The organism is Acanthopleuribacter pedis (genome assembly GCF_017377855.1).
GTDB classification, from domain to species: domain Bacteria; phylum Acidobacteriota; class Holophagae; order Acanthopleuribacterales; family Acanthopleuribacteraceae; genus Acanthopleuribacter; species Acanthopleuribacter pedis.
Genome location: NZ_JAFREP010000018.1, coordinates 66,549 through 85,230, shown reverse-complemented (window position 1 = coordinate 85,230; position 18,682 = coordinate 66,549). Strand labels below are relative to the sequence as shown.

The 18,682-nt window shown below is 57.1% G+C and carries 14 protein-coding genes and 1 pseudogene; 8 read left to right on the top strand and 7 right to left on the bottom strand.

Going from position 1 to position 18,682, the window contains the following annotated elements; all coding sequences use genetic code 11:
- Window positions 1–153: 153 nt before the first annotated feature.
- The 8 genes from J3U88_RS19170 to J3U88_RS19135 all read left to right on the top strand — a co-directional run bounded on the left by J3U88_RS19170 (window position 154) and on the right by J3U88_RS19135 (window position 12,328).
- On the top strand, window positions 154–1,971 hold the full coding sequence (locus tag J3U88_RS19170) for an acyclic terpene utilization AtuA family protein (protein WP_207860556.1): 1,818 nt from the start codon (window positions 154–156) through the stop codon (window positions 1,969–1,971).
- Window positions 1,972–2,030: 59 nt separating this feature from the next.
- The gene (locus tag J3U88_RS19165) at window positions 2,031–3,584 is read left to right on the top strand and encodes an acyl-CoA carboxylase subunit beta (RefSeq protein WP_207860659.1); all 1,554 of its coding nucleotides are present in this window, start codon (window positions 2,031–2,033) and stop codon (window positions 3,582–3,584) included.
- A 79-nt stretch (window positions 3,585–3,663) separates the two neighbouring features.
- Window positions 3,664–4,818 carry an acyl-CoA dehydrogenase family protein gene (locus J3U88_RS19160; protein ID WP_207860555.1) on the top strand — a complete coding sequence of 385 codons (1,155 nt, stop codon included), beginning with the start codon at window positions 3,664–3,666 and terminating at the stop codon, window positions 4,816–4,818.
- 3 nt (window positions 4,819–4,821) lie between these two features.
- Window positions 4,822–5,631 carry an enoyl-CoA hydratase/isomerase family protein gene (locus tag J3U88_RS19155; RefSeq protein WP_207860554.1) on the top strand — a complete coding sequence of 270 codons (810 nt, stop codon included), beginning with the start codon at window positions 4,822–4,824 and terminating at the stop codon, window positions 5,629–5,631.
- A 144-nt stretch (window positions 5,632–5,775) separates the two neighbouring features.
- On the top strand, window positions 5,776–7,782 hold the full coding sequence (locus J3U88_RS19150; RefSeq protein WP_207860553.1) for an ATP-binding protein: 2,007 nt from the start codon (window positions 5,776–5,778) through the stop codon (window positions 7,780–7,782).
- Between the two features lie 292 nt (window positions 7,783–8,074).
- Window positions 8,075–9,382: a VWA domain-containing protein gene (locus tag J3U88_RS19145; protein ID WP_207860552.1), complete on the top strand. Its 1,308-nt coding sequence runs from the start codon at window positions 8,075–8,077 to the stop codon at window positions 9,380–9,382.
- Between the two features lie 417 nt (window positions 9,383–9,799).
- Window positions 9,800–11,296, top strand: a complete 1,497-nt coding sequence (locus J3U88_RS19140; RefSeq protein WP_207860551.1) for a VWA domain-containing protein — start codon at window positions 9,800–9,802, stop codon at window positions 11,294–11,296.
- 141 nt (window positions 11,297–11,437) lie between these two features.
- Entirely contained in the window at window positions 11,438–12,328 is an 891-nt protein-coding gene (locus tag J3U88_RS19135; RefSeq protein WP_207860550.1) for a TetR family transcriptional regulator, read from the top strand.
- 36 nt (window positions 12,329–12,364) lie between these two features.
- Here J3U88_RS19135 and J3U88_RS19130 read toward each other — a convergent pair whose 3' ends face one another.
- From J3U88_RS19130 to J3U88_RS19100, 7 genes and pseudogenes are all read right to left on the bottom strand, one after another.
- Window positions 12,365–13,558 (bottom strand): cation:proton antiporter, encoded by a 1,194-nt coding sequence (locus J3U88_RS19130; protein WP_207860549.1) that lies wholly within the window; start codon window positions 13,556–13,558, stop codon window positions 12,365–12,367.
- Between the two features lie 64 nt (window positions 13,559–13,622).
- The gene (locus J3U88_RS19125) at window positions 13,623–14,585 is read right to left on the bottom strand and encodes a calcium/sodium antiporter (RefSeq protein ID WP_207860548.1); all 963 of its coding nucleotides are present in this window, start codon (window positions 14,583–14,585) and stop codon (window positions 13,623–13,625) included.
- A 26-nt stretch (window positions 14,586–14,611) separates the two neighbouring features.
- Entirely contained in the window at window positions 14,612–15,538 is a 927-nt protein-coding gene (locus J3U88_RS19120) for a M15 family metallopeptidase domain-containing protein (RefSeq protein WP_207860547.1), read from the bottom strand.
- Window positions 15,535–16,332, bottom strand: a complete 798-nt coding sequence (locus J3U88_RS34365) for a L,D-transpeptidase family protein (RefSeq protein WP_243436042.1) — start codon at window positions 16,330–16,332, stop codon at window positions 15,535–15,537. The genes J3U88_RS19120 and J3U88_RS34365 overlap by 4 nt, the downstream gene beginning before the upstream one ends.
- 15 nt (window positions 16,333–16,347) lie before the next feature.
- A pseudogene (locus tag J3U88_RS34360) lies at window positions 16,348–17,016 on the bottom strand (L,D-transpeptidase scaffold domain-containing protein); the annotation flags it as partial.
- A gap of 643 nt (window positions 17,017–17,659) precedes the next feature.
- Complete coding sequence (locus J3U88_RS19105) at window positions 17,660–18,073, bottom strand: acyl-CoA thioesterase (protein ID WP_207860544.1); 414 nt, start codon at window positions 18,071–18,073, stop codon at window positions 17,660–17,662.
- Between the two features lie 12 nt (window positions 18,074–18,085).
- The gene (locus tag J3U88_RS19100) at window positions 18,086–18,541 is read right to left on the bottom strand and encodes an Lrp/AsnC family transcriptional regulator (RefSeq protein WP_207860543.1); all 456 of its coding nucleotides are present in this window, start codon (window positions 18,539–18,541) and stop codon (window positions 18,086–18,088) included.
- Window positions 18,542–18,682 lie beyond the last annotated feature (141 nt).

Here is an 18,682-nt window from a genome sequence, read left to right as displayed (position 1 = left end):
AAAATGAAAAACAAGCAAGCGCTTGGTTTTTTACTTGCCACCCCTGATATCACGTTGTTAGGCTTACGGGAGTTTCCCAAGCAAGCGCTTGGTTTGAAGACCGGCGCCTTCTTTTTATCAACACCTCCATCGCACTTTTTGGGAGTGGCTGTTATGGTTTCCGACCCGATCCGTATCGGTAACGCGAGCGCCTTTTGGGGCGACACGCCTTTTGCCGCCGCGCAGTTGTTGCGCGCGCGGGCCGTCGATGTCCTTGTTTTTGATTATTTGGCCGAAATTACCATGTCCTTGCTGGCGCGTTTGCGCCTCAAGGATCCTCACGCGGGTTTTGCGCCCGACTTTCCCCTGGTGATTGGACCGCTGTTACCCCAAATCCACCAACAGGGTGTGCGGGTGATTGCCAACGCCGGCGGCGTGAATCCCTTGGCGTGCCGCGCCGTGCTCGAGGATTTGATTCAAAAAAGCGATTTGCCCCTAAAGGTCGCCGTCGTCCTTGGCGACGATTTGATGGATCACCAGGCGCGTTTGGCCGAGCAGGACATTCGCGATATGAAATCGGGCAAACCCCTGCCCGACAAACTCATCAGTGCCAACGCCTATTTGGGCGCCTTGCCGATTGTGGATGCGCTTGAGGCCGGTGCCGACATTGTGATTACCGGTCGCTGCTGTGATTCCAGCCTTGCCTTGGCGCCGCTCATGCACCATTTTGGCTGGCAAAAGGACGATTACGATTTGCTCGCCGCCGGTAGTTTGGCCGGCCACATCATCGAATGCGGCGCCCATTGTACGGGTGGTAATTTTACCGATTGGGATCAGGTGCCGGGCTTTGAGAACGTGGGTTTTCCCGTGGTGACCTGTTTTGCCGACGGGTCTTTTGAAGTGGGTAAACCGCCGGAAACCGGCGGCTTGGTGACGCCCGCCTCGGTAGGGGAGCAGTTCGTTTACGAAATGGGTGATCCCGGATGTTACATTTTGCCCGACGTGGTGTGCGATTTTTCCCATGTCACCCTGGCGCAGGTGGGCGAAAACCGGGTTCGCGTCCAGGGCGCCAAGGGCTGTGCGCCGACCGACAGCTACAAGGTGGCCGCAACCTACGCCAACGGATACCGCGCCGATGTGGCCGTGTTGATCGTCGGCCCCCGTGCCGCGGAGAAGGGGCGACGGGTCGGCGAAGCGATTCTCAAAAGAGTCGCGGGATTGTTTAAGCTTCGGGGTTTCGCACCTTTTAGCGATCAACAAATCGCCCTCTTGGGCAACGAACATTGCTACGGCAGTCGCGGTCACGCCGGTGCCTCGCGCGAGGTGGTGCTGCGTTTATCGGTGCGCCACGACGACAAAAAAGCGCTGGGTTTGTTTTCCCGTGAAATCGCCCAGGCCGCGACCGCGACCGCGCCGGGTTTGACCGGCATGATTGGGGGGCGGCCGCATCCCTCGCCTTCGGTCGAGCTGTTTGATTTTTTGATTCCCAAGGACCAAGTGCAGGTGCGGGTGTTGATCGGCGAACAACAGATCGAAAGTGTCGTTCCAACCGCGGGCGGGTTCCGTCCCGAATTGCTCCAGCCTGCTGTTTACCCCTCGGAAACGGCGCCTGTTACCGAAAGCGCCGTGTTGCTGGAGCGTTTGGCCTGGGCGCGATCCGGCGATAAAGGCAACGACGCCAACATCGGTGTGCTGGCCCGGGAGCCCTTGTTTTTGCCCTATCTGTGGGCCGCGCTCACCCCGGACGCTGTCAAGGCATGGTTTGCCGAATTGTGTGAGGGGCCGGTTTTGCGCTGGTCTTTGCCCAAGGTAAACGGCTTGAACCTGCTGCTCAAAGACAGCCTTGGCGGTGGTGGTATGGCGAGTCTGCGTGCCGATCCCCAGGGCAAGGCTTTTGCCCAAATGCTGTTGGAAATGCCGATTCCCGTGGGTGCCGAGGTAATGGCGCATTTGGCCGATCTTGAAAACCACCGCAGCACCGTGGAGGTGTAACCGTGACCCAGTGGACGTCCCAAATCGACGCGGCAACCAGAGCCGCGCGGCGCGAAGCCATGAGCGCGGAAATCGACGTTTTCCGATCCGCCGAGGCTCGGCTCATTGAACGCGAGGAAAAAGCGCGCCCCAAGTTCGCCAAGCGCGGTCAAATCCTGCCACGCGAACGCATCGGCTTGTTGCTCGATCCCGGATCGCCCTTCCTCGAATTGATGGCCCTCGCCGGTTACCAGCGCCACGACGACAAAGACGGGAGCGAAGCGGGCGGTGGGACCATCGCCGGGATCGGTTATGTTTCCGGGGTCCGTTGCATGGTAATGGCCAGCAACAGCGCCGTCAAAGGCGGCGCCATTTCGCCCGCGGGCCTGCACAAAAACCTGCGTTGCCAGCAAATCGCCCTCGAAAACCGGCTGCCGCTGATTTTCCTGGTGGAAAGCGCCGGCGCCAACCTGACCTACCAAGCGGAACTCTTCGTGGAAGGCGGGCGCGGTTTCGCCAACCAAGCCCGGTTGTCGGCGGCCGGGATTCCCCAGATTACCGTGGTGCACGGCAGTTCCACCGCCGGCGGCGCCTACATTCCCGGCCTGTCGGATTATGTGGTGATGGTCAAGCAACAGGCCAAGGTGTTTTTGGCCGGGCCGCCGCTGCTGCGCGCGGCCACCGGTGAAATCGCGAACGACGAAGAACTCGGTGGCGCGGAGATGCACGCGGCGGTTGCCGGCACGGCCGAATACCTTGCCGAAGACGACGCCGACGGCTTGCGTTTGGCGCGCGAGATCGTGGCGCAGCTCGGCCGGCGTGACCCGCGGCCGGCCGGCGGGGCGCGAACCTTCGCACCGCCGGACCATCCCGTTGAAGAACTGATCGAGGTGGTTCCCACCGATTTCAAACAAAGTTACGACGTGCGCGAGGTCATCGCCCGTTTGGCCGATGCATCCGCCTTCACCCCCTTTAAGGCGGATTTCGACGCCTTCACCATTTGCGGGACCGCCGCGATCACCGGTTTTCACGTTGGGTTCATCGGCAACAACGGGCCGATTACCGCGGCCGGTGCCGCCAAAGCGGCCCAATTCATCCAGCTCTGCTGCCAAAGCAACACGCCCCTGGTGTTTCTGCAAAACACCACCGGCTACATGGTCGGCAAAGACGCCGAACGCGGCGGCATCATCAAACACGGCTCGAAAATGATCCAGGCGGTGGCCAACGCCGACGTCCCCAAAATCACGATTGTGATCGGGGGCTCCTTCGGCGCCGGCAACTACGGGATGTGCGGTCGCGGTCTCGATCCCCGCTTTATCTTCTCCTGGCCCAACGCGCGCATCGGCGTGATGGGCGCGGATCAAGCGGCGGGTGTGATGTCGATGATTACCCGCGCCAAAACAGCCCGCGCCGGGAAACCCATGCCGGAAGAACACCTTGCCATGATGGAGCAGCAGATTCGCGCCAAGATGACCGCCGAATCGCACAGCTTGTTCGGCAGCGCCCGCCTGTGGGACGACGGCATCATCGATCCCCGCGATACCCGGCGCTTGCTGAGTTTCCTTCTCGACATCTGCGATCAGGCCGCCGCCTGTCAGCCGCGCCCCAACAGTTTCGGCGTGGCGCGCTTCTAACCCGCAACAACCCAAACATGCGCCGGCCCACGGATTTCTCGAGGCGCGCACACCATCTTATGTGATTAGGAGAGGTTCCATGCTCTTTACCGAAGAACACCACGCGTTGCGGCAAAACGTTGCCGACTTTGTGGAACAAGAGATTAACCCCCACGTTGAACAATGGGAAAAAGAGGGGTTGTTTCCCGCCCACGACCTGTTCCGCCGCATGGGTGAACGGGATTTACTCGGCATTACCAAACCCGAAAAGTTCGGTGGCCTCGGCCTTGATTACTCCTACGGCCTTGCCTTCGCCGAGGAACTGGGCGCCATTCGGTGCGGCGCGATTCCCATGGCGATCGGGGTCCAAACCGACATGTGTACCCCCGCCTTGGCCCGGTTTGGGAACGACGCCGTGCGCGAAGAATTTTTGGCGCCCTCGATTCGCGGTGAGATGGTCGGCGCCATCGGGGTTTCCGAACCTCACGCCGGTTCCGACGTGGCCTCCATCAAAACCACCGCCAAACGCGACGGTGACGACTACCTCATCAACGGCACCAAAATGTGGATTACCAACGCGACCCAAGCCGATTGGGTGTGTCTGCTCGTCAACACCAGCGAAGGCCCCACCCACGGCAACAAAAGTTTGATTGCCGTGCCGCTCAAAATCGACGGCGTCAGTTTCTCCAAGCCGCTTAACAAACTCGGCATGCGCAGCTCCGACACCGCCCAGATCTTTTTCGACAACGTGCGCGTCCCGCGGCGGTTCCTCATCGGCGAAGAAGGCAAGGGCTTCAAGTACCAAATGATCCAATTCCAGGAAGAACGCATCTTTGCCGCCGCCAGCATCATTAAAGGTTTAGAATGGGTCATCCTCGACACCATTCAGTACACCGCCGAACGCAAGGCCTTTGGTCAGCCGATTCTGCACAACCAAAGCGTTCATTTCCGCTTGGGCGAATTGGCCACCGAGGTCGAAGCTTTGCGCGGCCTGACCTACCGTTGTTGCGAACGTTACCTGGCGGGTGAAGATGTCACCCTGTTGGCGTCGATGGCCAAGTTAAAAGCCGGCCGCCTGTCTCGCGAGGTTACCGATTCCTGTCTCCAATTCTGGGGCGGTATGGGTTTCATGTGGGATACCCCGGTGGCACGGGCATACCGCGACATGCGGTTAATTTCAATTGGGGGCGGTGCCGACGAGGTGATGCTCAGCATCATTTCCAAGCTCATGGGGACCGCGCCCGGGGGACGATAAAACATGGAAGTTGGACAGTGTGATCATTTGTTGCTGCAACGGGACCGCGCGTTCCTGAGCGTGGTTTTTGACCGACCGCAGGTTCGCAATGCGATGAACCTGGAGATGGTGCATGAACTGGAGCGGGTCATGAAAGCCGTCGCCGCCTCAGACGAGATTCGCGCCGTCATCCTGCGCGGCGCCCACGGCCATTTCTGCGCCGGCGGCGATGTCAAAGACATGGTGCAGGCCCAGGAACGACAGCAACAAGACCCACAATCTGATCCGTTTTACGCTTTGAACCGCGCTTTTGGGCGGCTGTTGTGTCTGGTCGACGCCCTGCCGCAAACCGTGATTTGTGTGTTGGAGGGCAGCGTGCTGGGCGGCGGTTTCGGGCTTGCCTGCGTCTCCGACGTTGCCATTTGTTTGGCCAACGCCAAGTTCGGGCTTCCCGAAACCGGGCTCGGTATTCCACCCGCCCAAATCGCACCTTTTGTGGTGCGTCGTATCGGCCTTACCCAAGCGCGTTACCTGGCTTTGGTCGGCCCCTGGTTTCAGGGCGACGAGGCCCTGCGTCTCGGTCTGGTCCATCGCGTTGCCACTGATGCCGACGGCCTTAAAAAAGAACTCGACCAGGTCTTGACAGCCCTGGCGAGTCGCGGTCCCAAGGCCAACGCCGTCACCAAACAACTGATGCACCGCGTGGGCTCGAAACCGATAAACGACCTGCTGGACGACGCCGCCCACGCGTTCTCCGAGGCCATCCGCGGGCCCGAAGGCCGCGAGGGCACCTTGGCATTTGCCCAAAAACGCAAACCCAAATGGGCGCTTTAACCGGCGCCCCGTCACCCACCTTGTTGGTGTTTTGACCGCTTCTCCATTGCCCCCTTTCCCATCACGGATCGTCCCGCGACCTTTCGCAAAAACGCGCCTTTTGTGCGTGCCGGCCGTGCTTTGTCCCCACCTAGGAGGTTCCCCGTGTCATCCGCTCGTTTTAGCAAAATCCTTATCGCCAACCGCGGCGAAATCGCCCTCCGCATTCAGCGCACCGCCCGTGAGTTGGGTTACCGTACCGTGGCGGTATACAGCGAGGCCGACCGCGATGCACCTTTTGTGACAGCCTGTGACGAGGCTGTTTTCCTCGGGGCCGCCGAACCCGCCGCGAGTTACCTCAGCATCGACGCGATCATCGCCGCCGCCAAACGGGTCGGCGCCGAGGCCGTGCATCCAGGTTACGGGTTCCTCTCGGAACAGGCCGCTTTTGCCGAAGCTTGCGTCGCCGCGGGTCTGGTGTTTATCGGGCCGTCCGCGGCTTCGATTCGCGCCATGGCCGACAAAGCCGAGGCCAAACGGCTGCTGCGCGATGCCGATGTGCCGCTCATCCCCGGGGTCGAACTCGATTTGAGTGCGCCGGACACCTGGGCTCGGGCCGCCGCGGAGTGTGGCTTTCCCGTGTTAATCAAAGCCGCCGCCGGGGGGGGTGGTCGCGGCATGCGTTTGGTCGAACGCGCCGAGGATTTAGCGGATGCCGTTGCGCGGGCCCGTTCCGAGGCCAAAAACGCGTTCGGCCACGATGGTTTGTTGCTGGAAAAAGCGCTGCTCTCGGCCAGGCACATCGAAATCCAGATCGCCGCCGATCAGCACGGTAACCGCATCCACCTGGGCGAGCGCGATTGTTCCGTGCAGCGGCGTCACCAAAAAGTTGTCGAAGAGGCGCCCAGCCCCGCCGTCGACCACGAACTGCGCGAGACCATGGGCGCCGTCGCCTTGCGGATTGCCGCCTCCGTGGATTACCACAGCGTGGGCACCGTCGAGTTTTTACTCGACGACCAGGGCGCTTTTTACTTTTTGGAAATGAACACGCGCTTGCAAGTTGAGCATGGGGTAACCGAAATGGTGACCGGGCTTGACTTGGTCGCGCTGCAATTGGCCGTTGCCCAGGGTGAACCGCTGCCGTTGGACCAGGGCGATGTCGTTTTTGACGGGCACGCCGTCCAGGTGCGGCTTTATGCCGAGGATCCCGCGCGGGATTACCTGCCGCAAACCGGAACCGTCCACTTCTGGCGACCGCCGCAAGGGCGCGATATCCGGGTGGACCACGGTTTGTGCGATGGTTTGGCCGTCAGCGCCCACTACGACGCCATGGTCGCCAAAATCATGGCCAAAGGCCCGGATCGCGGGACCGCGCTAAAGCGGTTGGGCGCCGCGTTACGGGAAACCCGTTTGTTGGGCGTGGTGCACAATGCCGATTTTCTCGCGCGCGTGATCGCGCACCCCGAGTTTGCCGCCGGCCGTTTTAGCACCTCATTTCTACAGCAGCATTTTACCGAATACCAACAGCCCACGGTGGGTTGGGCCGACCTGGCCGCGGTGTGGTGCATCCAGCGCGCCTTGTTGCCTTTGCCCGCGGGAGCCGGTGATGCTTGGCGCGGTTGGTTTTCGGGCCATGCGCCCGCGCGGACCTTACGGTTGGCTTTTGAAGCGCGTCTGTTGGAGGGCCGTGTTCGCGAATTGGGGAACGATCATTTGGCCGTGACGCTTGGGGAACAGGCGGGTGAGCTTGTTTGTCATGGGTGCGAAGCGGTCGCCGTCGCGCCCACCGGCGCGCGACTGTTTCATCTGGACCTCGAACAGGACGGCGTGCGTTACCGCCGACTTGGCGCTGTCGCGGGCGCGCGTTTTTGGTTGGCAGCTGAAGCGGGTGTTCTTGAATTTGAAGATCGCGGTTTGGAAGCGCGCAACCGAGGTGGCGCCCACCACGACGGACTGGTCCATGCCGTCATGAGCGGCCGCGTCGTTGATGTCGCCGTCGTCGTGGGTGACCGGGTTGCGGCCGGCGATTTACTGGCCGTCCTGGAAGCCATGAAGATGGAACACCGGCTCGCGGCGCCCATTGACGGCGAAATTACGGTGGTCGGTGTTGCGGCCGGCGACCAAGTCCAGTCGCGGCAATTATTGATCGAGGTTCAGCCGGTATCATCCTGAGCGCGTGGGGGATACGCCAATCGCACTGCCTTAAATGAAAAAATGAGGTCCAAGAGATCGAGATTTTCCGCCTTTTCATGACACGTACACGTCAATTTTTGTGCAGTAATCTTTAGCGCTTGCTACGCACAATGATTGACCTATTGATTGATTGTGTCCGTGACGCGTTCACGAAACCTGAAATGGAGGGAAAATGTTCGGATCGAATAGGTATTTTAAAGGCTTTTGTTTCGTATGGATCTGTACTGCAGTTGTTGCTTCTTTCGCCCAGGAGCCGGCCGTCCAGGAGGAAATGCGCGTTAACTTGGTCGAATTGGTCGTCCGCGCTGAAAATCTGAGCGGGGAGAAAGTGCGCGGCTTGACCGCCGCGGATTTTGTGGTCACCGAGGGCGGGAAACGTCAAAAAATTGATCACATCGAAGAGGTAGACATTCATCATCCCGACGGCGTGCATGCCTCGGATCGTTCGCGTTTGATGATTTTGCTCGATTTTAAAAACACCGAGTACGCGTCGATGGTGGGTGCCTTTGAGTTTTTGCGCAACTTTGTTGAAGAATTCGACTTTGAGACCAGTGACTTAGGATTATCTTTTAATTTGACCGGTGTTCAGACCGTACAGCCGTTTACGCGAAATCGTGCCGAGTTTCTCGCGGCCGTTGCCAAAACCGAGCAATTCTACAATACCAAGGGGCATCGTAGCGCGCGTACCAAGAACTTCACCCGGCGGCAATTGGTGGCCGACTCGGACTACTTTCGGCAAGAGATCGAGGTGTTGGGCCAGTTCGTCAATTTTCTGGGCGCCTACAATGGGCGCAAGAATTTGTTGTTGGTTTCCAATCCCTGGGCATTTGGCCGCAACGACGTTCAGGAAGGGCGTCGCAACATTCGCGGCGTTGTTTCTCTACGCGACATCCAAACCACCGCCCAATTTAACAAGGTCACCCTTAACATCTTGAACCTGGAGCCCTCGCCGAATGATTCCGAGGGGCGTTTTGCCCGCACCTCGGCGGATGTGGGCATCGACGAAAGCGCGGAACTGGCAGCCAAAACCTCGGGTGTTTACTACCGCGTTAACCGCGGTGGTTTGGGGACGACCATGGAGCGCGTCGCCGACGATCTCAGCCATTTTTACCGTATTCGCTATTATTCCAATGTCAAGCACCAGCGCTATCGCCGTGTGAATGTAAAGGTTAAGGGACTTAACCGGGTTGGAAACCACTTTGCCGGCTTTTTCCCCGAATCGGAACTCGCGCCCAAAAAAGAGGTTCACGGCATGCTCAAAGGAGACACCGACGCACAAGTTCTGGCGGTTCAAACCGACTGGATGTCCTGGCGTCGTTCCGGCCGCAAGGAACGGGGGGTGAACGTGGTGGTGAGTTATCGGGCCTTTGACGAACTCGGTCAAATGATCGCGGAGCGCGTGCAGGCAACTGAATTACGCGTGAAGAAGGAGAAAGGAAAATACGCCTACCCCGTTTTGGCCCAAGAGGTATTTTTTAACTGGGCTGAAGACCAAAAACCGGCTCGTTTTGAGGCGCGGATTGTCGACATGACCTCCGGCGAACGCGTATTGATTCAGCATCAACTGGCGGCCAATTAGTCTTTTTCGGTTCTCGAAAACCCGCCTTGATCAGGCCATGGCGCACCTGTTCGGTGCGCCTTTGTGATTTCTGGTCCATGGGTGTGCGCTGTTGCCGTTCCGGTGTCGGGGTGTGTTGTGTCCTCTTCTCTTCTGTCGTGGGCTTACGGCGTCATCCGCGGGGGTCAGCCGGTGGACCTTTAGGTAGCGATATTCGCCGCGATGAACATTTTTGAGTACGGCCTTTGACGCGTTGTCTTCAGCGCGTGTGATTTTGGAGAAGTTAATAAATGGTAAAGGTTTAGCTGTTTTTGTGAGATTTTATTCGCTCCCTCGCGCGGCGGCGTTGATGTGGTTTGGCACAGCCTTTGCCCCTTGGGTTCCTCGTCAAGTCCATATTGCGGAGCCGGTGCCGCACAAACGAAGCGGAGGGAACTTATGACTGAATTGAGACGTTTTAACCCGTGGACCTTGCTGTCCATCGCCCTAATGACTTTTGGTGCTTCTGGTTATGCCGTTGCTCAATCACGGGGTGCCGGTGTCCAGGAAGAGATCGATGTCAATCTGGTAGAATTGGTGGTTCGCGCCGAGCACCTGTCGGGAAAAACGCTGCGCGGTTTGACCCGCGGCGATTTCGTGGTTCACGAAAATGGAAGGCGTCAGACGATTGACAGCATTGAAGAAGTTGATTTGAACGCCATGAACGCGGACGAGCAGCAAGCCAATCGGTCGCGGTTTATGATTCTTTTGGATTTCAAAAATACCGAATTTGTTTCCATGCGGCCGATGTTCAAGAACCTGCGTGAATTCGCCACCATTTACGATCATGGCAGTAGCGAATTGGGCTTGGCAATTAACGGCGACGGTATTGTAGAAATTCAACCTTTTACCAAGGATCGCGATGCCTTCTTAACCGCGATTGATCGCGCTGAAAATTACTACCACAACTCCCGCTACCGGAATACCCGAAGCTACCACATGGATCACCGCTTGCGTCACCACCGCGGGTTCTTTCCCAATTACCTCGGTCATTACGGGCATTTGGGGCGTCCCGTGCTCGGCCCCGAGCATCTCAACCCCAACCACTACCGCCAAGAGTTGGAGATTTTGGGGCAGTTCGTGAATTACCTCGGCGCTTACAGCGGTCGCAAAGATCTGCTTCTCATTTCCAATCCCTGGGATTTGGGCAGCCGTGACGATACCGAGGGCGCGAGCAACCAACCCGAGGTGTTGTCGATCAAGGACATTCAAACCACCGCCTTGTTTAACAAGGTCAGCGTCAACGTCCTCAGCTTGGAGCCTCACGAAAACATTGCCGCCGGTCGCTTCGGTCGCATTCGCAACGACAATTATTTCGACCGTACCTCCGAAATTGCGGCCAACACCGCCGGTGTTTTTTACCGGGTCCAAGGTGGTGCCGTCCCCAAAATGCTCGAACGCGTCAATGAGGAAATCAACCACTACTACCGCATTCGCTATTACAGCAACGCCCAAAATGATCGCTACCGCCGGGTGCAGGTCAAGGTGAAAGGGATTACCAAGTTGGCCAACCACTTCGCCGGTTACTATCCCCAATCGGCACTCATCCCCGCCCAAACGGTGGGCGGTGTTTTGCGCGGGAACGCGGACGAAATGGCGCTGGCCGTCAACGCCGAATGGATGGCCTGGACCCATGCCGGCTGGAAGAAACGGCGCGCCAACGTGGCCGTGAGCTATCGCGCTTATGACGAAAACGGGGTGCTTATCGCCGAACAGGTCAAGGCCGCCGAAATGCGCGTCAAGAAACGCCGTGGTGCCTACACCTACCCGATCCTTGCCCAAAAGGTGGCCTTCAATTGGGCCGACGGCCAACAGCCCGCTTGGATCGAGGCAACCGTGGTTGATCTAACCTCCGGCGAACGGGTGTTCGTAAAGAACAACCTCGCGTCCTTTTAAACATTCTGTACAAACCATGAGGGCCTCCCACGGGAGGCCTTTTTTGTGGGTGACCCTGACCCGTCTGTTCAGGCAAAGATGACCCTGCTAAAATGACCCGTGGTTCATTTCTCGAAACAAGATGTACCCTGGAGGTCGGGCGTGGCGGATAAACGGGGGACGATCCTGGCGAAAGCCCTGGAGCTTTTCCGAGCTAACGGCATCAAAAGTACCACCATGCAGCAGGTGGCCGAGGCGAGCGGGGTCAGTAAAGGTGCACTTTACCTGAACTTTAGCTCCAAATCCGATCTCACCATCGCCGCCATGGAGTACCTCAACGAGGAACTGGTGGCCGAGGTCAACCAATTGTTGGAACGGGAGGATTTGAGTCCCCGTGCCCAGTTGGTCGAACAAATTCGCCTGCAATTTAACTCCGTGCGTGAGGATCAAAACCTGACTACCGAGTTCTGGCAAGAAGCCGGCCTGCAATTCGACGAAACCATGATTCTCATGGCCGAAAAGATCCGCATGACGTGGCAACTCATCCAGGAAAAGTTCCTGGTACGCGCGTATGGCGACCGCATCAAAACGTATTCCATCGACCTCTCCGTGATTCTCAGCGGGACCCTCAACGAATATTCCTCGCTCGCCCTGTTGGAAAACATTGAATTACAGGTCAACGAGGCCGCTGATTTTTTGGTTTACACCATGGATTGTTTGGTGGAAGGTCTGGAACGGGATCAACCGGAGCCTTTTCTCAACGAAAGCCTCTTCACCCGTCGCGGTGAAGTGGCCGCCAAATTGGCCGAGGCTGTCAAAAAGCGCCTGGCCGACGCATTCGAGGAGATCAAGGCCTTTTTCGATGCGATGGAACTGGAGGATCGTGAAGAAGTTGATGTGCAATCGGTACTTGATTTACTCGGTCGCGAACTCGATGCCGAGGAACCCAACCGCATGTTGGTTCAGGGTTTGTTGGCCAATTTTCGCGAGTGGAAGGCGATCCAAGATCCGCGCCGGCGCATTGCCGACGTGCTCAAGATTAAATTGCTTTAGCCTTTATCCGAACCCGTGTGATCCCGGTGGATACCATTACGCCGTGGGTTGCGACTCGCCCGAGTGCACTTCAGGTGTTCTAGGGAACAGCTTGGTGACCACAAAAACCCAAATGGGGCTAAAGAACAGGCTCATGGCAATCACGCTGAGTGTGATTTGGTACGTGATTTGGGAAATAATGCCTATTTGAACGCTGATCGCGGCCAACACGAAACTGAACTCGCCGATTTGCGATAACAAAGAACCACCGAAGAGACTGTCGCGAAAATTAAAGCCACTCACCATAAGAATGCCCGTGTTGATGAAGGTATTTGTCAGGAATACCGCCAACAGCAAGAGGCCGATGGTGAGCCAATACTCGCGCAAAACAGAAACATCCAACATCATGCCGACGGCCGCAAAAAATACGGCCATCAGCAAGATTTGGAAGGTTTCCAAACGATGGGAAACCCACTCCGTTTCCCTGGCTGCCGAGACGATGATGCCGCCGACAAAGGCGCCTAAAGCAGCGGAGAGATGAAACAGCCCCGCGATAAGCGCAATCCCAAAACACAAGAGAAGGGCGAGAAAAACCTGTAACTCTTTATCCTGTTCAACCCATCGCCAGATCCCCAAGTTGATATGTTGTTTTTTGAGGATAAGAAACAGTACGCCGCAAAACAGGATGCAGCCGATCAATTGCAGGACCGCATGACTGTCCGCGCCGGCTTGTTTTGGACCGAGGTATTGAACGCAGAGCAGCATGGCAATGACGGCAAAATCCTGGGAAATCAAGATGTTTCCGACTGCGCCGCCAATTTTTGACTGCAACATATTCTCATTCTGGAGAAAGCGGAATACGACCGCGGTGCTGCTAAGGCTAATGACGAAACCCATCACCAGTGCACGTTGCCAGGGCCAATCGAAGGCGAACCCGATCAGGAAAGTGAAGGCGATAGAAAGCCCGATTTGTAACAGGGTTCCAACCGTGGCTTTTACCAAGTTTGATTTGAAATCGGCGATGGATAGTTCCATCCCCACAAAGAACAAGAGCAGCAAAACACCAAAAGAACCCAGTTGGTTCGGCACGACTTGGTCGGTGATGATGCCCAACCCCGACGGCCCTACGACAAAACCGGCAATCATGTAACCCACCATGATGGGCGCCCGCATTTTTTTGGCGAGAAAGCCAAGGGTAAACACAATGAAGCAAATGGTGACGAACGGGATGACGGCGGCGTCCATGTGCATACTTCACCTCAAAATAAATAGCGCCTTGGCAACGAAGCCGGAGGATATGGGAGACTGCATGGTTTCACGAAAGGTTGCTGAAAATAAGGTACCCCGTGTACCCGGCAAAACCGGTCAATAAAAGGGCGCCCTCCCAGCGGTTGATGCTTCCGGGTCCCCGCCAACCCACGGCTGCCGGGAACAAGAGAAGGGTGACAAGGAGCAGGACGGGCATGTCCCGAAACACAAGGGTCTCTGTCACGGGGAGAGGGCGCGTGAGACCTGCTGCGCCAATCGCACCCAATGTGTTGAACAAGTTGGATCCTAACACGTTACCAAGAGCAAGGTCATGTTCTCCCTTGCGCGCCGCGATCACGGAGGCCGCCAATTCGGGAGACGAGGTGCCCAATGCAACAATCGTCAATCCGATCATCAGCTCGCTGACGCCAAGCGCGGTAGCCAACTGGACCGCGCTTGAAACCAGCCATCGGGAACTTAGGGTTAAAAGCACGAGGCCGACCGCCACCAGCACCGCGGCTTTTTTCGAGCTCATGGTTACTTCGTTCAGTTCTTTGGTGACATCGTCGGCAAGGGCGTCGTCCGGGGTTTGTCTTGCCAAGACCATCGCCCAGCCCAAAATGACCGCAAACAGGCTGAGCAGGATCACCGCATCCACGCGTGAAAGGAGGCCGTCCCAACCCAAGGCAAAAAGGACGGTGGTTGCCACGAGAAGAAAGGGGAGTTCACGGCGGACAATGTTTGATTGAACCGCGATGGGCGCCAACACGGCGGTCAAGCCCAAGATAAGGGTGATGTTGGTAATGTTGGAGCCGACGGCGTTGCCGATCGCCAGCGCCGCGTTGTTATCCATGGCCGCTTGGACGGACACCAGCAGTTCCGGTGAAGAGGTGCCAAAACCAATAATGATCATGCCGATCAACAGGGGTGGAATACCCATTTTTTCGGCCAGGACCGATGCGCCGGAAATGAACCAGCCGGCGCTGAAGAGGAGCACCAATAATGCGCCAACCAGAATCACAACATTCACAAGCAACACCATCCTCCAATCTGTGCTTATTCGCCCCAGCGCGCTTTAAAACCACGCACATCCACGTGAACGAAGGGGCCGTGCGCGGCTGTCTTCCGGTACCTGCCCAAGCCACCAACGAACGCGCGATAGTCGCGGCGTTGGGAAAGGTTGTCGATCAAACGATACAGCACCATGCTGTCGTGATGGTCGATGGTGCCGTCGCCGTTTAGATCATCGGGGTAGCCGTCCTTGGGTTTTTCATCGATGTAAAAATCGACCGCGCCCCCCCATTGATGGCGGCTGTAGCGGACATTGCCGATTGCGTGGTTGTAGTAGGGCGTTCGAAAGGCGCTCATGATATAGAAACTGGAGCACGCAAGTCCTTGGCGATTAACCTCTTCGAGCAGGTATTCAAGTTTTCGCAGTAACCGGGGGCGCAAGACCAGGTACTTGGGGAAATCACTTTTTTGTTTGCAGAGAAACCGGCCCAGGGTGAAATGGGGGCTGACCTTCACATCCAGGTCGTCCTTCGTTACTTTGACAAACCCTCGCGGGGGAAGATAGATGGGGTTGTTATTGAGCGGTTTATCGGGATAGGTGCCAATTCGGTAGCCATGTAACATGCCGTTTTTTACCTTGGCGAAGGGTTCCATCACAAACACATTGAGGCGCACCTGTTCGCCCGTATCCTCACGGTGGATCACCGCTTCATGGCGGCCCGGCTCCGGCGGTGCGCTCAGTTGCCACTGCTGTTCCTTCACCTGGCTGACCGTCAGTGTCGGGGCATGGAGCTTAAAGGTTGCGCCACCCTGATGGCGGAGCGTTAGATCCAGGGGTTCGTTGGGCAAGACAAAGGCCGATTGAACCGAATAGGGCGAAACCTCGTCGCGGTAGACCAGTTCAAAGGAAACCTTCCCGGGATCGAAGGTCGGCGGCGAAAGATACAGGCAAAGCAAAAAAGGCATCATCATGACGGGTCCTCTTCCACTTCTTTTAAAGCGGTTACCAGCCGTCCATCGCGCTCGTAAATGTCGGGAATGACGTGGACGCGATCATCCTTCACGGCGACGGTCCAGTACAGTAAATGCACGCGGTAGCGTTGCTTCAGCGTGATTGTTTGTTCTTGACGCTTTGCGATGGCGGCTTCGATGCGCTCCCGCGACCATCCCGGTTGATCCGACAAAAGGAACTCGGCCAAGTCGATGGGCCGGCTAATGCGAATACAGCCGGAGCTAAAAGAACGTTCCGATTTGCCAAACAAGTTGCGGTCCGGCGTATCGTGCAAATACACGTTGTAACTATTGGGAAACATGAACTTTACATCGCCCAAGGCGTTTTTAGGGCCGGGGTCCTGGCGAAAACGGAACGGGAACCGTTTCGCGCCCGCTAAACGCGTTCGCGCTTCTTCGAGGCTTAACTCTTTGGCATCGCTTCCCCAGCCGTCAAAAATTCGGTAGCCCTGGTCGGCTAACTTGCCGGGATCTTTGAGTAAAATCGGTAACTTGTCTTTGCTCGCCAAGGAGGGCGGCACGTGCCAAAAAGGACTCAGCACCAGGTAGGTCATTTGTGCCGAAAAGACCGGTGTTTGACGGAATGGTCGGCCCACAACCGCCTTCATTTCCATAACGGCTGTTTCATTGGCGACGACCGCGACGTGGTAGTTGGCGATGTTCACCAGGATGTGATGGCTCCCAAGCGATCTGGGCAACCAGCGCCGGCGCTCTAAATTGGCGCGTAAGCGTAAAATACGATCAGCACGTGACATCCCCAATAATTCGCGCGTGCGGTTGCCAATGACGCCGTCCGCATCCAAGCCATGTTCGCTTTGGAATTTGCGCACCGAGTCGCCCAGTGCTTGGTCGTAAAGCGCGGAATTTCCCTCAACCTTCAACAAGGCGCGGATGAGGGGAATCTGTGCGTGGGTTTGACCGACCTTGAGCGCCGGGCCCGGGCTCAAGGTCAACCCGCTGTTTTCCGGCAGCTGATGTTGCCGGGCCAGCTCCGCCTGTAACGCGCGGTAATGGGGGTGTTGCGGCGCCAGTGTCTCCAGGATCGGGTCGAGCGAGGGCGCGTTCACGGCTTGGCGGAAAAATACGGCAACATCGACTTCCGCTCGATCCGCCCGCCAATTGGGATCGATTCCCTCGCGGTCGACGCAGCCACTGGACAGGTGGGTGGCGTACATCAGCAGGCTGTCGGTCGCGAGCAAATCGATTTCGGCGACCAGAAGGGGATCGGGATCGCTTTACTGTTGTTCAAAAAGCCGACGTAACCGGGCCCGGTGATACGGTTTCCCTGTCAGGCCGTGGGCTTCAGCTTGATCAAGGGTGTTCGGCAAGGAGAGCAGCGCAGCCCGGGGTTTGTTGTCGAGGAACCACAGCGGCATGAAGCCGTGATCTCGGTAGAGGCGTGGGAGCAACACGGTGGAGTGCAAGGTCTCCCCCTTCATGGTCACGGGTTCGCCAACCGCAACCTGCTCAACCACCCGACGGATCAGTTCGGATGCCTGCTGCTGATTGGGGCCGGGGGAGGGGATGGCCAAAAAGTGGGTTCCCATTAACAAGATGAAGCCGATCATTTTTTCCTCGTTTGGTCAGGGGATGAGATCGAGGGCAATGGCAGCATCGCTACCCAGGTTCGGGTCATGTTTTTTGTTGCGGACGTGCCGGCGCTTCCCTTGGGGTTATCACGAGAAATGCGTGAATCTCTTCGGTGACCGGGGTGGAACCGCGTGCCCATTCCCGGTGCCGAGGTTTCTGTTTACCCTTGTCTTCCAACCAGAAGTGGTACCAACCCGAGGAAACGCAACAGCAGGTCAAGCGAAAGGGTATACCGCGTTTTTCCTGGTTGGCAGAACGGTTTTTTTGGCTTTCTTAGAGATCACCTGAGCATCTCATCTTTTGGCGGAAATGGGGTGAGTATTTTGCAAATCGTAACAGGTCAATCGTTTAGCCGAATGGGCCGCGCGTTCGCGCGCTGCCCCGGCCATTCCCCGGCGGGTGCGGTTCTGGTGCATGCAATCGCGCAGGGTTCCGGCCGACGCGCGCCAAGCGACCGCGCGGGATTGGTGGATCTGGGCCGGGTCTGTCTCGTTAAGGTTTGAACTTATTTAATCCTTCCACCAAAACCGGGGGCAGGTTAATGGCTTTGCCGGCCGGGTAGTTGACCCACACGATGCCGTTTTTCCCCTCCGCGAACATCTCGTCGCTGTCCTTGCGGAAAATGGCCAGCGAGGCCCCAAAACTGCGGTTGCGAATGTCCGTCACCGCCAACCCGACTTCAAGATCAATGGGGTAAACAATGGGTTTTAAGAAGTTGCAGCTCGCGCTCGCCAAAATCGGTCCTTGCTCGGCGTCCCACACCTTGTCGGCGCCGACCGCCTCGAAAAACTGAATGCGGGCCTGTTCAAAGTAGGCGAAAAACTGAATGTTGTTGACGTGGCCGAGGGCGTCCATATCGCCCCAGCGCACCGCAACCGAGGTAAAAAAAGCGTAGCGGTCACGCATAGAAGCTCCTGGTTAAAGTGGCAGATTGGTACTGTTTTTGATTTGGGTCATCACAAAGGAACTTTGGATTTTATCGATATTGGGCAGGGTAGCCAGTTTGTGGGAAGCGAATTCGTGGTACGCCTCCAAGTCCCGCACCACTACCTTGAGGATGAGGTCGAACATCCCCGCCGTCACAAAACATTCGATCACCTCGGGAATGGCACGCACCCCCTCGGTAAAGGCGTCGATGTTTTCGGCGGTATGGGTTTTGAGCGTTACCGCGCAAAACACCATCAGTGAACGTTCGACCATCTTGGGGTCGACAATCGCCGTGTAGCCGGTGATGTAACCATCGCGTTCCAAACGTTTGATGCGTTCGTAAACCGGTGTTTTGGTGATGTGCAGTTCGGCAGAGATCTCTTTGATACTTTTTTTTGCATCTTGCTGCAAAAGGTTGAGGATATGGCGGTCGGTATCGTCAAGCATAGATCATTTTCCTCCCGTTTCGTCGTTTACAGGGAATTGTTCGAAAAAAAGAAGGACGAGTTCAGGCGCGGTTAGGAAAGATTACTTAACTTTAGTTGATACCTAGAAAAATGTCAAAAGAAGTCTATATTGAATGGTGTG